12 protein-coding genes and 1 riboswitch are annotated in these 13,466 nt (G+C 39.6%); of the genes, 7 read left to right on the top strand and 5 right to left on the bottom strand.

The features are described from left to right. Positions 1–46: 46 nt before the first annotated feature. Positions 47–138: riboswitch (TPP riboswitch) on the top strand. Between the two features lie 61 nt (positions 139–199). The 5 genes from IEU81_RS07235 (at position 200) to isaB (ending at position 4,998) form a co-directional block, all read left to right on the top strand. Then, on the top strand, positions 200–781 hold the full coding sequence (locus IEU81_RS07235) for an ECF transporter S component (protein ID WP_186089529.1): 582 nt from the start codon (positions 200–202) through the stop codon (positions 779–781). A 2-nt stretch (positions 782–783) separates the two neighbouring features. After that, positions 784–2,190 carry an ABC transporter ATP-binding protein gene (locus tag IEU81_RS07230; protein WP_092595993.1) on the top strand — a complete coding sequence of 469 codons (1,407 nt, stop codon included), beginning with the start codon at positions 784–786 and terminating at the stop codon, positions 2,188–2,190. Then, on the top strand, positions 2,183–2,974 hold the full coding sequence (locus IEU81_RS07225; protein ID WP_092595994.1) for an energy-coupling factor transporter transmembrane component T family protein: 792 nt from the start codon (positions 2,183–2,185) through the stop codon (positions 2,972–2,974). Before IEU81_RS07230 ends, IEU81_RS07225 begins: the two co-directional genes overlap by 8 nt. Before the next feature lie 169 nt (positions 2,975–3,143). After that, positions 3,144–4,226, top strand: coding sequence for an MGDG synthase family glycosyltransferase (locus tag IEU81_RS07220; RefSeq protein WP_186089531.1), 1,083 nt, complete (start codon positions 3,144–3,146; stop codon positions 4,224–4,226). 205 nt (positions 4,227–4,431) lie between these two features. Next, the gene (gene isaB, locus IEU81_RS07215) at positions 4,432–4,998 is read left to right on the top strand and encodes an immunodominant staphylococcal antigen IsaB family protein (protein WP_186089533.1); all 567 of its coding nucleotides are present in this window, start codon (positions 4,432–4,434) and stop codon (positions 4,996–4,998) included. Between the two features lie 62 nt (positions 4,999–5,060). Here isaB and IEU81_RS07210 read toward each other — a convergent pair whose 3' ends face one another. The 3 genes from IEU81_RS07210 to IEU81_RS07200 all read right to left on the bottom strand — a co-directional run bounded on the left by IEU81_RS07210 (position 5,061) and on the right by IEU81_RS07200 (position 7,627). Then, positions 5,061–5,942: an EamA family transporter gene (locus IEU81_RS07210; RefSeq protein WP_186089534.1), complete on the bottom strand. Its 882-nt coding sequence runs from the start codon at positions 5,940–5,942 to the stop codon at positions 5,061–5,063. An 83-nt stretch (positions 5,943–6,025) separates the two neighbouring features. Then, positions 6,026–6,673 carry an AraC family transcriptional regulator gene (locus tag IEU81_RS07205; protein WP_268884121.1) on the bottom strand — a complete coding sequence of 216 codons (648 nt, stop codon included), beginning with the start codon at positions 6,671–6,673 and terminating at the stop codon, positions 6,026–6,028. Between the two features lie 219 nt (positions 6,674–6,892). Beyond that, positions 6,893–7,627: a glucose 1-dehydrogenase gene (locus tag IEU81_RS07200; protein ID WP_092595999.1), complete on the bottom strand. Its 735-nt coding sequence runs from the start codon at positions 7,625–7,627 to the stop codon at positions 6,893–6,895. Positions 7,628–7,744: 117 nt separating this feature from the next. On the opposite strand from IEU81_RS07200, the gene IEU81_RS07195 reads away from it, so the two are divergent. Next, positions 7,745–8,377: a TetR/AcrR family transcriptional regulator gene (locus IEU81_RS07195; protein WP_176760577.1), complete on the top strand. Its 633-nt coding sequence runs from the start codon at positions 7,745–7,747 to the stop codon at positions 8,375–8,377. A 113-nt stretch (positions 8,378–8,490) separates the two neighbouring features. On the opposite strand, the gene IEU81_RS07190 is transcribed toward IEU81_RS07195, so the two are convergent. Next, positions 8,491–9,357: a LysR family transcriptional regulator gene (locus IEU81_RS07190; RefSeq protein ID WP_186089536.1), complete on the bottom strand. Its 867-nt coding sequence runs from the start codon at positions 9,355–9,357 to the stop codon at positions 8,491–8,493. A gap of 122 nt (positions 9,358–9,479) precedes the next feature. Here IEU81_RS07190 and IEU81_RS07185 point away from each other — a divergent pair, with 122 nt between their 5' ends. Next, the gene (locus tag IEU81_RS07185; protein WP_186089538.1) at positions 9,480–10,046 is read left to right on the top strand and encodes an FAD-binding protein; all 567 of its coding nucleotides are present in this window, start codon (positions 9,480–9,482) and stop codon (positions 10,044–10,046) included. Between the two features lie 53 nt (positions 10,047–10,099). Here IEU81_RS07185 and IEU81_RS07180 read toward each other — a convergent pair whose 3' ends face one another. Then, positions 10,100–13,336, bottom strand: coding sequence for an efflux RND transporter permease subunit (locus IEU81_RS07180; RefSeq protein ID WP_186089539.1), 3,237 nt, complete (start codon positions 13,334–13,336; stop codon positions 10,100–10,102). Positions 13,337–13,466: the final 130 nt, after the last annotated feature.

Below are 13,466 nucleotides of genomic sequence, written 5' to 3'. Positions count from 1 at the left end.
AAAAACAGTGAACTGGACTATGATAGTGATAATCAAATAAATAAATCACCACCACTGGGGGTGTCCATTTTGGACTGAGACTGACCCTTATCACCTGATCTAGATCATACTAGCGTAGGGAAGTGGCATATTTTTTATATGCACACCATTCCGTTAGTGGTGTGTTTTTTTGTTTGAAATTTTTAACGGAGGCTTCAACATGACTAAAAGAAAAGGTTTAACACTGACAGATGTTTTAATTACTGTCGTAATCGCACTCGTTTTTGCTGTTATTTACTCTTTATGGGATGGTATTTACACCATACTCCAGCCGTTCGGACTGCATTTAAATGAATTGGTTTACGGTATGTGGTTTATCGCTGCAATCGTTGCTTATTTAATTATTAGAAAGCCGGGTGTTGCCTTAATTGCTGAATTTGCAGCAGCATCTGGAGAAACCATTGTCCTGCTGCAGTTCGATATTTCACTAATCATGTACGGACTGTTACAAGGCTTGGTATGCGAACTGATATTCCTTATTTTTAAATACAAAAGTACACATTTGATGGTTGTTGTAATGGCGGGGATTGCTGCAGCTCTTATCACATTGCCACTCGACTGGTATTACGGTTATCTCGGGCACTTGGAAAGCTGGAATTTAATTCTCATGTTCTCCTTAAGAATACTAAGTGGCGCTGTTGTTGCAGGTTGGCTGGGTCATGTCTTGTACCGTGCAGTCAAAGAGACGGGCGTATTGAAATTTATAGGCAGCTCGTCTTCTGACTCTACTGAAGGCTTGTAAAAATGACAGATATAAATATACACAAGCTGAACTTAAGATTCCCGGAGGCACAGTCAAAATTATTCACGGATTTAAGTCTGTCTATTCGCTCAGGAGAAAAGGTTCTGCTGCTCGGACCAAGCGGTTCTGGAAAAAGTACACTGTTAAATGTTATGGGCGGATTAATCCCCGCTGTAATCCATACGCCTATGAAAGCAGAAGTCCTAAATATCCCGTCAGACAGGGCATACGTTTTTCAAGACCCCGATGCTCAGTTCACCATGCCGCAAGTCAATGAAGAACTCGCGTTTATTTTGGAGAACAGAAGTATACCAAAAGAACAAATGGAGCCGATGTTTCAAACTGCACTCAAACAGACCGGCCTCGATATCCCGTTTGATCTGAATATCAATCATTTATCCGGCGGTATGAAACAAAAGCTTGCTATCGCTTCAGCACTGCTGCAAGATCCCGATACTCTATTTCTCGATGAACCTACGAGTATGCTGGATGATGAATCTACCAAATCTTTATGGAATGTTATTGAGAATATTTGGGAGGATAGAACTGTCGTAATTGTAGAACACCGGCTTGATTATATATGGGACAAAGTTGACAGAGTTATATTGATGAGTGATAAAGGAGAAATTATCCAGCAGGGTACACCGGACTATATTTTAAGTCATCATAAGATACTGTTAAATCAGTACGGCGTCTGGCATCCGGATTCATGGCAGGGCGCGCCGGAATTTAATCAGATTGAGAGTATGTCAGAAACATTGCTCGAGGTTAAAGATTTTAAACTTGAGCGGCGCGGCCAGGATATTTTGAATATCGATTATTTGTCTATTCAAAAAGGAGAATGGATTACTCTGGAAGGCAAAAACGGTACAGGGAAATCCAGTCTACTGCTGGCACTGATGAAACTCATTCCATCCGACGGCGAAATTTATTATCAAAATAAATTAATTAAAAAAACAAAACAGATTGCTGGAGACGTTTACCCTGTCTTTCAGAATCCGGAGCTGCAGTTTATTACCCACAAAGTATTCGATGAAATATATATCAACATGGAACCGCACTTTAAATACAATGATGCCGTTCATAAAACAGAGGAAATACTAAAGCAGATGGGCCTCAGCAGCACAGCACACCTTCATCCGCTTGAAATTTCAACCGGTCAAAAGAGACGGCTGAGTGTTGCTACAGCACTCGGCGGTCTGCCAAAAGTACTGCTGCTCGATGAACCAACCTTCGGTCTCGATCAAAAACATGCTTTTTCTATGCTGGAATTGTTTCATCACCTGGTCGCTGATGGCGTCACAATTATTATGATTACACATGATGAGAATATTAAATTACGATATCCGTCACGGCGCTTGTTAATAGAAGATGGGATTTTGCACGAGAAGAGGTCGGACGATGTTTGAAGCCGTTAAAAAATACAGCACTTTTACAGATCAGACAAATCCGCTGACAAAAATCATGCTTGCTGTCATTCTTTTTGTCACAGTGATTTTTATTCATAATCCTAATACTTTATTTTACCTGATGATTTTTATGCTTTTCCTTCTCATTGTACTCAGTGGCATTCAGTACAAATATTTGATTATTCTGCTGCTGTTCATTTTTATATCCGGACTAATATCCAGTATGTATATGATATTTTACGGCGAAGGCACTACGTTACTATTTGAATTCGGAATTATAAACATTACTGAAGAAAGCCTGATCAGAGGTATTCACGTGGCTATGCGCGGCGTTATACTATCGTTATTCGGAGCGTTATTGATATTCACTGTGAAAATTACCGATGTCTTTTATTCTCTGATGATACAGCTGAAGGTGAAAGCAAAATATGCATATTCTTTTATGGCAGCGATTCGTATGGTGCCCCTCATAATTTCTGAATACATGCAGCTTAGACAGGCAAAAAAAGTACGCAAAGCGCTCATTTATAAAAAACATATTTCCGGCTTTAAAGGGATTAAAACAACGATTGTAACGCTCATAAGTCAAAGTATACGAAGAGCTTACCGCCTGGGGATTGCAATGGAATCCAAAGGCTTCAGTGATAACAAACGCACATATTATTATAAAACCTCATTTTCAAAATATGATTTATATTTCATTCTTCTAGTATTAGCATCCATCTGGATAGCCATTCTTCTGGGCTCATCTATTCCTGTAATAAATATTACTGACGCAAGATAATATGCGGACTCTTAACAATTGTTAAGAGTCTGTTTGTTTTCCAATAAGTTATAAATTTCATGATACAATTTGTTTGAAAACACCGATTTACAGCCGTTCGTACTGAAGATACAGCATTGTTTTAATTGATGAAGCTTAGCTTTTAAATAATTAAAACCAGGGGAGAACAATGAAAAATCTAAAAGTATTAGTCATTACAGGTTCATTCGGCAACGGACACTTAATGGTCAGCAATAGCCTTAACACAATACTTGAGCACTACAACATCGATGTCATACAGCACGATTTATATCTTGAAGCCCATCCTCTTTTAACCAGAGTCATTAAAGACTGGTATATGCGATGCTTCACTCATTTTAAACCGACCTATAAGCTGTTTTACTATGCACGGCAGGATCAGCTGAACTCATGCATTTACAAAAAGTATGGCTTAAATCATTTAAAAACCATTATCGATATTCATCAGCCTGACTTAATCCTGAATACATTTCCGACCCCAGTTCTCGGCTTAATAAAAAAAGAACTCGATATCACCATTCCTATTCATACTGTGATTACAGACTACTGTGCCCATAAAAACTGGGTCATCGAAAACACCCACACTTACTATGTTGCCACTAAAAAAATCAAATTTGATCTCATATCTAAAGGCGTCGCTGCTGGCATGATTAAAATTACCGGTATCCCAATCGCCCAGAATTTTAAAATTAAAACTGACAGAACAGCCTGGCTCAAACGATTTAATTTATCTCCAGATAAAAAGACCATTCTAATCAGCACCGGAGCACTCGGCATACTGAAAGGTTTTAAATCATATGTTAAAAGCTGTGCTGACGATATAAATACACAGCTCGTAATTATTTGCGGCAAGAACGATTCCCTCCGTTTAAAACTTAAAAATGACTTTAGAACCTGCAGTAACGTCGTTATAATCGGTTATACAAAATCCATGAAACATTGGATGTCTTCCTCTGATGTACTCATTACTAAACCCGGCGGCATTACTCTGACCGAGGCACTGGTAACAGAAACTCCTGTAATCTTATACAAACCGACACCAGGCCAGGAAATGGAAAACGCAATATATTTCCAGACCAATAAAATGGCGCTGGTTGCGAATAATAAAAAAGAGCTAATGACACATACCGAAAGCATAATCAGAAACCACTCAATTCGACACACGATAAAAAGCCAAATGCGTAAAGAAAAAAATCAGCAGGCCGCGGAAAATATAATAGAGAACATCTTATAAATTGTTTGACGTGAAACATAATTGACTCTGCAGCTTAAACTTATAATGTTTAAGCGTCCCGAAACACCGATATATCAACAATGTAATGCATGGCGTTATAAAATAACGCCATGCATTACATTCGTCTTCCAGGTCCTGAATTGAAGTTTTTATCTTTTTATGTCACAATCGAGACTTAGTAATAAACATTTAGGAGATGGTTCCAATGAACATGCACAGTTTAGTTAGAGTACTGGCATCAGCAGGAATTGCAGCGACTGTCGTAACAAGTGCGCATGTTGCAGCTGAAGAAGACGGACATAATACTGTCGAAGCCGCTGAATCTACAAATACACACTACAAATATCAAGGCGATACTGGATATGGAGACGGCAGTTTCCTTACCAATGATGCATTAATCAATACACTTGAAGAAGATGGCGATTTATCATTTAACGGTCATATAATTGAAGCCTCTGAAGATGATTATGAAAAACACTCGGATAAAGAATATAAACTCGTAAAAGAAAAAGATCAGAAATTTACAACATACGGCGGGACGGCTACAAAAGTTGTATTCCCAATCCAGGATGAGGAACTCGCAATCGAGGATATCACTGAAGCTTATGGTGATGATTTTGAAATAGAAGAAAGTAAAGACGGAAAGCACGAGACATATGTTTATAAACTTGGCGACCAGGAAGATGATACTAAGAAAAATATCATCGCTTTTAAAGTCGAGGACGGCTACGTCACACAAAGTACTATCGGCTATTCAAAATCCTATAAATAATTAATTATGAAAAGCGGTCAGGATAATAATGATTATCCTGACCGCTTCTTTTTTAAAGTATTCTATTTTGTTATAACCGGTCGCGGTTTCCTCGCTGAAAGTATCAGTACACCGATACCAAACAGCATGAGTATGAGCCCCGCCCATGATGGCAGACTCATATGCTCTCCTAAGAAGAAGATACCAAGCATTGTCGCTGTCAGCGGCTCAGCAAGCGACAAAGTTACTGCTGTTGAGGACGATACTTTAAACAGTCCCGTAGCGAATAAATAATACGCAATGCCTGTCGCAATGACACCTAGATGCAAGCCGGTAATCATACCTTCAACAGTGAATATCCAGCTCATATCTAAAATAAATAAGAATGGAGACAGCAGAATACCACTCAGTGTAAATACGACTGCTACTGCCGGCAGAGCGCTCATGCTGACAACAACTTCTTTGTTTACTGTCGTATAAGCCGAAAATGCCAGCCCCGCAGAGAGTGCAAGTAAGATTCCGACTGGGTCCGCCTGGACTGATCCCTGATTTGAGAACAATAAAATCACGCCTGCAATAGAAAGTATAGTTGATATCCACCAAATACGTGCGGGTTTCTTTTTCAAAAACAGCATTTCAATCATTCCTGCCAGCACCGGTGCACTTCCTATGGCAACAACCGTTCCTATGGCAACGCCCGTTATCGCCACAGCAGAGAAAAATAACGGCTGATACACACCAATACATATTGCTGCTGTAATCGTTGCTTTGACAGGGATTTTTGATAGATCAAGCTTGCCTGACAAAAGTAAAATAATAAGTAAAAACAGACCGCCGATAAACAATCTGGCCGCTCCGATTGCAACAGGATGTGCGGAGTCCGGTGCCAGGGCCTGAACTGTCCCTGTCGTTCCCCACAGCATCGCAGCAAATAAAATAAGAATAGGCGCAAGTTGCTGTTTCATAATATCACCTCGTATAATTTCTAATAAATACACTATATTCGATAATACGAAACTTTACTTTGCCAGCGGCAACATTATTATTGTCATTTCTTAAGCGCCCTGTAAACGTTCGGCGATACACTTTCATTTTTTACAAACCAGCGCGTGAATGATGATAAATTATCAAAATCCATATCCCCGGCTATCCGCGTAATAGACCAGCTGGTCGACAGCAGCATAGACTTCGTCTCATTCAGACGAAGTTCGTTGATGTAATCTTTAACGCTTTTACCTGTTTGATTTTTAAACCATTTTGAATAATATGATGGATGATAGTTTTCAATCGCAGCTAATGTTTCTAAACTGAGACGCTGTTTATAATTTTTATTAATATATTCAATCGACGACGGCGTCATCGTTTTAATTTTATGCGTAATGTAACTCGTTAAATTGCCAAGTGCATCCGAATGACCGGTATTATTAATTTCCTGCAGTAGCAAATATTTAACTGCTGTCCAGCTGTCATTCATTTCTTCATACATATCACTGGTATTTCCAGGTAAAATTCTTTCAGGTATATCCAGCACCAGAAATTCATTCTGGTTAACAGAACGAAAATCATGGTCCGAGTATGGCGCCAGATAAAAACAATGATCCGGTGTCAGATTGATTGTCTGACTGCCTGTTTTTAATTCCATCGACCCTTGCAGCGGAAACAAAAATTGGCCATGTTCATGATAATGCGACGTCACCGTTTCATTATAGTGCCGCTTTTACTAGTGTTTATCATCATAACCCTCCTTATGCATGTTGAATCCTCTTTGTTTCATCAAACCATAATTTAAAGGCAAATTCTATTTTTCAATACTTTTTAAATAAAAAAAAGAGACTCTGCAAAAGCTGCAGAGTCTCTCCTAAAAATTGCTTAACGGATTTGTATCGATCCGCCGCCTTTATCTGTTAAAAATTAATTACATCGCTGTTAAGCCGCCGTCGATAACAAATTCTGATCCTGTTGAGTAGCTTGATTCATCAGAAGCCAGGAACAATACCATGTTTGTTACTTCCTCAGATTGTGCCATGCGGCGCATTGGAATGCTTTTAGCAAATTCTTTAATCTGTTCTACAGCATCACCCTGAGTCACCATTGGCGTTTCAATTACACCCGGGTGCACTGAGTTCACCCTGATTCCTAAATGTCCCACTTGTAATGCCGCTGCTTTTGTCATTCCTCTGACAGCAAACTTAGTATCTGTATAGCCGACTGCACCGCCAACGATTCCATTCATAGATGAAATATTTACGATTGAGCCGCCTTCTGCTTTTTGCATAGAAGGCAGTACTGATTTCATTCCCAGGAATACTGATACCTGATTAATATTAACAATCTTTTTATAGTCTTCTAATGACATATCGAAAATACTTTTACTCATACTGATACCAGCGTTATTGACCAATATATTTACCGGTCCGAAAACTGCTTCAGTTTTCTCAACGACTGCCTGCCATCCCGCTTCATCAGTCACATCATGTTTCACGAACAGTGAATTTTCACCAAGCTCTTCTGCCATCTTGCTCCCTGCATCCTGATTGATATCGGTAAACACAACTTTCGCGCCTTCTTCTACAAAACGGCGTACATGAGCTTCACCCATACCGCTCGCTCCGCCTGTCACAATAGCAACTTTATCTAATAATCTTGTCATCACATAACCTCCATAATTATTGATAGTTCGACTCTCACTTTTATTATAACGCTTATTAAACTAATAGGCTATTATTTAATCATGTATTATAATGAATATTCGAAAGGGGAAGACGTCATGTCAAAACAGCTTAAAAATAAAGAACGCCGTTATAACGCCATTGTAGATGCAGGTGAGAAACTTCTGTTAGAACGCTATGCAGACAGTGTACAGATGCAGGATATTGCCAAAGAAGCCGGCTTAGGTGTGGCAACGCTTTTCAGGTACTTCCCCAAAAAACAAACACTGATTATTGCAGTGGCTGATAAGATTTTATCAACCGAGTTGGATTTTTACCGTGCTATCAGCCAAAAACAGCTGACCGGCATCGAGAAAATTGAAGCGGTATTTCAAAGAGCAAACAGACTGGAACATCCAGAGCTCTTGAAACGATCTAAATTTATCGATATATTCGAATCGAATATCGATGATTTTGAAGAATTTCAAACTGCAGCAGCTGATTATTTTGCAATCAGAAATGAAATTTCGAATATCGTCAGTGACATTGTTGAAAAAGGCCAGGCTGATCAAACGTTGCCGTCAGGTGAAGGTGTGACCGATGAAATTATGACGATGATTAATAATTACAATATGTTTGCAAGAAAACTCGCACTGATTAAAAATATAATGGCTCTTGAGAAAAACCCGAGTCCCGCCACCCAGCTAAAAATTATGCATGACATGTATATGTCTCGTTTAAAAAATATTTGAACTAAAAATAATCCGTACGCTAGCTTCCCCTGGGAGAGTCTAACGCACGGATTTTATTTGCTTTGTATGGAACACATTACATTCTTCTGCTTCTATTCAACGCCTTTTTCTATTTAAGAATCTAAGTTGTAATACTGCTTTACAAAATGACTCAGACTCTCGACTATTTTCAAATCGATCATATCACTTTTATATAGAAGCCAGGACTGTCTGGTCACTGGTTGTCCGTCTATTTTTATCTCCTTAGTATATAAATCATCTTCTCCCCGAAGACTCATATTAGGCATAACGGAAAAACCGAGTCCTTTTTTTACCATCTCTTTACATGTCTCAATCCTGTCGACCTCCATAGATACATGGGCTGGAACATCAAAGGTTTTTATCCACCAGTTATCGAGCGTAGTTTTCAAATGCTGATCCGTATCATATTTAATATAATTCAGCTGTGGGAGATCTCCCAAATTTATTTCATGCTTTGAGACAATACTCATACGCTCTTCACTTAACAGCATCTTCTCACCGCTCCATTTAATATCCCCTCTAATAAACGCTGCATGAATAGATTCACTTTGGAGCAGTTCCAAAATATCCGTACTCCAGCCGGTTTTTAATTGTACATCGATATCTGGATATAAATAGATAAAACCCTCCAGAATTGACGGCAGTTCATAATGTGCAAAATTACTTGATGAACCCAGCCGGAGCGTACCCTGCAGCTGATTATTCATATTTGCCAGAGCGTCTTCAGCCTGCCTCAATTCACTGAGCATTTTTTCAGCATATTTTACTAAATATTCACCTTCACTTGTAAATGTAATTCCTTTATTGCCCCGATGAAGCAAAGTAATGCCAAATTCCTTTTCGAGCTGCTTAATCCGATAGGTCAATGAGGGTTGTGATATGTACAGTTTCTTAGCAGTCTTCGTAATATTTTTTTCAGCATAAAGATTAACCAGCAATTTCCAATCCTTCTCATCCAATCTCTTCACCCGCTTCCTGAAATAGAATAATTCTATTGATTATAATTAAATATATATATTTCACTTATGTCAACTGGACTCTTATCATTAAAGTTAATATTAAATTTAAGGGGATAATGACTATGGAAAATAATAAACACTTTGATGTCGTCGTCGTAGGTACGGGGAATGCTGCACTGAGTGCGGCAGTCACAGCCAGTGAAAAGAATAGAAAAGTGCTGATGCTTGAAAAAGGACCAGAACATAAACGCGGCGGTAATTCCTACTTTACTGACGGCGCTATCCGATTTGCATATAACGATCTAGATGGCATTAGAAGCATTGTAGAAGATTTATCGGATGAAGATAATGTTGAAATGCCTGAATACAGTGTTCAGGACTTCCATGATGATTTAATGAAAGTCACTCAGGGAAAGAGTAATCCAAAACTTGCAGATCATCTCGTTTCTAAATCTCACGAAACGATTCTATGGATGAAGGAACAAGGCGTCAAATTTATTATGAATGAAAATCAGTTTTATGAGACTGACGGCAAGAAAACATTCTGGGGCGGATTGCTGAGTAATAAAATAAAGTGGAACTTTACTAAATTTGTGATAGACAGAAATGGTGAAGTTGTTAAAAGGTTCGGCCCGCAGGATGAACCTGAAAAAATGGATAATCTTATATCAGAGCTGCTGAACAAATAAAAAAACTGCCTCACCCAATTTGTAAACGGGTGAGGCAGTTATTACTGTATCTTCTATTTATTATTGCGATGGTTCTTCATCTTATCAATGAGTGCCTGCATTTCATCGATATAGTTTCTTTCTTGTTCTTCTTCGTCAATTTCATCAATACTCATCTGTTCTTCTTCTGCTTCTTTTCTCTTAGCAGCATCCACTTCTTTTTGAGTAATGACTTCACCTTCAGGTGTCATGTACTTCTTATGCATATTGCGCGTTTCTTTATCGATATAACTATAGAATATCGGGATAACGAACAAGGTAAAGAATGTACTGCTGACGAGTCCGCCGATAACGACTGTACCCATAGGGGCGATCATTTCGCCGCCTTCACCGATACCTATTGCCAGCGGCAGCATTCCAAGTGCTGTCGTCAGTGCAGTAATGACGATCGGACGGAAGCGGTGCTGAACACTGATTTCCAGTGCTTCTATAGTCGGCATTCCTTTTTCTTTCTGCTGGTTTGTATAATCCACCAGCAGTATGGAGTTATTGACCACTATACCCAGCAGCATAATAATACCGACGAACGATACGACGCTTAACGGGCTATTTGTCACAACAAGTGCCGCCATGATACCAACGATACTTAACGGCATCGCCATAATAACGATAAATGGATGTTTAAATGATTCAAACTGAGCAACCATAACCAGGTAAATAAAGATTACACCCAGTACAATGGCGAGCAGCATTTGAGGAATCGCATCTCCCAGCATCTCAAGATCCCCGCCGACAGAGTAGTGTGTGTCATCGCTGAAGTCTGCACCTGCAACGATATCTTCGACGTAAGTTCCTGCCTCATTCAGTGACATATCAGAAGAATAAGTGACTGTCAGTTCGCTTGTTTCTTCCTGGCTGTCTCTCGTAATCATCGGCAGCATGTCTGCTTCTTCCAATTCAGCCACTTCGCTGATTTGAACATACTCACCTTCAGCATTTGGAATTTCCATTGATTCAAAGTTAGATACACTGTCGAGGAACGTATCCGGATATTTCACATTGATTGACAGGAAGTCATTATCCGCTTCAACAGTTGATGCTTTCACACCATTTGATGCTTCGTATATCGCTTGGCCAATTTGTGCCGGCTGAAGACCGTTTTCACGAGCAGCTGCACGGTCTACATTAATCTGCATCTCAGTAACCATATCTTCTCTCGAAGAGCTGACACCTTCGATTTTGTCATCTGCTTCCAGTTCTTCGATGATTGTTGCTTCAGATTCTCTTAATCGTTCTGCGTCATCATCAGACACTTTCAGCATCAGTGTATTCGGCTCTGAGCTCATACCTGACTGAGACATTGGGATAACATTTATATCCGCAGACTCATCAAGTGCCTCAATGTCATCTTCAACATTGCTGATAAATTCATTTGTTGTCACACTGCGCTCACTCTGATCTACGAGTGTCGCGGTAATACTTGCTTTGTTGGTTTCTTCCGACATAGACATCATCGGCTGGGTTGAGCCAACGTTACTTAAGTACATTTCTATTTCAGAATGATCTTCAAGCTCTTGTTCTATACTTTGAACTGTCTCAAAAGTATCTTCGTAAATTGTACCCTGTTCTTTTTCTATCTCTATTGTAATGGCACCTTCATCACTTTCAGGCATTAATGTCATCCCCTGATTATAGATACCAAAAATACCTGCGATAACGAGCAGCACAGTAATAATCATAACCAATAGGCGATGTTCTAAAGTCCATCGTGTGAAGCGCGTTAAAACTTTCATATACGGGCGTTCGCTTCTTACTTGTTCCAAGTTTTCTTCAGGCGCATCTAAAATACGGCTCGCCAGCATCGGAACGACAGTCAGTGCGATAAACAGCGAAGCGAATAAACTGAACACTACAGTAATTGCGAGCGGCGTAAAGAGCTGACCAACAAGCCCGCTGACAAATACAACTGGCAGGAAGACTGCCGCGGTTGTTAATGTTGAAGCGACGATTGCTGATGCAACCTCTTTGGTACCTTCACTGGCTGCCTGTCTCGGTGTTTTGCCCATCGCCAAGTGCCTGTATATATTCTCAATAACGACGACTGCGTTATCCACCAGCATACCGATACCGAGGGCAAGCCCGCCAAGTGTCATTAAGTTAATGCTGATATCTGTAAAGAACAGCAGTGCGAATGTTGTAATGACCGAGAATGGTATCGCTATACCAATAATCAGCGGTGCTTTTAAGTTTCTTAGGAAAGCAAATAGAATAATCATTGCCAGTACTGCACCGCTGATCAGCGATGTATAAACACTGTTAATGGCAAGGTCAATATATTCACCTTCATCGTATAGTGTTTCAACAGTCAGATTACTGAATTCATCTTCACTCAGTTTTTCATCGAGTACTTCATTGAACTCGCTGTTAACGTTCGATGCATTTGCATCAGATGCCAGCATGACGTCAACTGATAACGCGTCACTCTGATTTAGTCTTGTAATTGTATTGCTGTCCTGTTCTTCAACAGAAACATCTGCAACATCATCGAGTGTCAGAGTTTCTCCTCCGGGCAAATCAGCAATCACGAGTTCACGTAGTGTCTCTACGCCGTCAATTTCACTGATTGTCCTTGTAGAAATCGAATTGCGGTTTTCAGTATCTACGATAGTTGCGTTAGGTATCGAAATATTGTTGGCTTCTATTAAGCCTGCAACATCACTTTGACTCATATTTGCTTCTGAAAGTGCATCAATATCAAGGTTGACTTGAATTTCTTCAACGACAGTGCCGTTCTCTGAAATTGAAGCAACACCTTCAATATTTTCCAGTTCAGTCACTAAGTCATCGACCTGTCCCTGATAATCTGCAACACTTTCACCATTTGATGTTACTGCCATTTGAATACTCGGCAGCATAGAGATATCAAACTCAAGGAATGAAGGATCTCCCGCCTGCTCAGGCAGTTCAACACTTTCAAGTGCTCTCGTAATATCACTTTCAACTTCATCGATTGTCATATCGTAACCGAATTCTAAAATTACGACCGAAGAGCTTTCTTGTGATTGTGAAGATATGTTAGTCAGTCCGTTAATGGATGATAATTCTTCCTCTATCGGCTTAGTCACATCATCCATGACTTCTTCAGGACCGGCCCCCTGATAAGTAGTGGCCACAGCGGCTATAGGCGGCTGTATATTGGGCATGAGCTGCAAGGGCAGTCTGGTTAAGGACACTATACCGAGCAGCATAAGTATAATCATAATGACGATCGTAAATTTAGGGCGTCTTATGGAAAAATCCGATAATTTCAAATTAAGTACTCTCCTTAAACATATTGTTCAATTGTCTTAGGCAACAACGTGTTGTATAATCCCTTATAATCATAATAAAGTAGTTGAATACTATCAACAAACAATAACTTGAAATCTGTTGAAAAAAGAA

This window comes from Jeotgalicoccus aerolatus, assembly GCF_014635205.1.
GTDB classification, from domain to species: domain Bacteria; phylum Bacillota; class Bacilli; order Staphylococcales; family Salinicoccaceae; genus Jeotgalicoccus; species Jeotgalicoccus aerolatus.
The sequence above is the reverse complement of the archived record's forward strand: the minus strand, read 5'-3'. Positions and strand labels throughout refer to the sequence as shown.

Bases quoted from the DNA above. Each gene is read 5' to 3' on its own strand.
- IEU81_RS07235 (WP_186089529.1), top strand. From the start codon at position 200: ATGACTAAAAGAAAAGGTTTAACACTGACAGATGTTTTAATTACTGTC.
- IEU81_RS07230 (WP_092595993.1), top strand. From the start codon at position 784: ATGACAGATATAAATATACACAAGCTGAACTTAAGATTCCCGGAGGCA.
- IEU81_RS07225 (WP_092595994.1), top strand. From the start codon at position 2,183: ATGTTTGAAGCCGTTAAAAAATACAGCACTTTTACAGATCAGACAAAT.
- IEU81_RS07220 (WP_186089531.1), top strand. From the start codon at position 3,144: ATGAAAAATCTAAAAGTATTAGTCATTACAGGTTCATTCGGCAACGGA.
- isaB (WP_186089533.1), top strand. From the start codon at position 4,432: ATGAACATGCACAGTTTAGTTAGAGTACTGGCATCAGCAGGAATTGCA.
- IEU81_RS07210 (WP_186089534.1), bottom strand. From the start codon at position 5,942: ATGAAACAGCAACTTGCGCCTATTCTTATTTTATTTGCTGCGATGCTG.
- IEU81_RS07200 (WP_092595999.1), bottom strand. From the start codon at position 7,627: ATGACAAGATTATTAGATAAAGTTGCTATTGTGACAGGCGGAGCGAGC.
- IEU81_RS07195 (WP_176760577.1), top strand. From the start codon at position 7,745: ATGTCAAAACAGCTTAAAAATAAAGAACGCCGTTATAACGCCATTGTA.
- IEU81_RS07185 (WP_186089538.1), top strand. From the start codon at position 9,480: ATGGAAAATAATAAACACTTTGATGTCGTCGTCGTAGGTACGGGGAAT.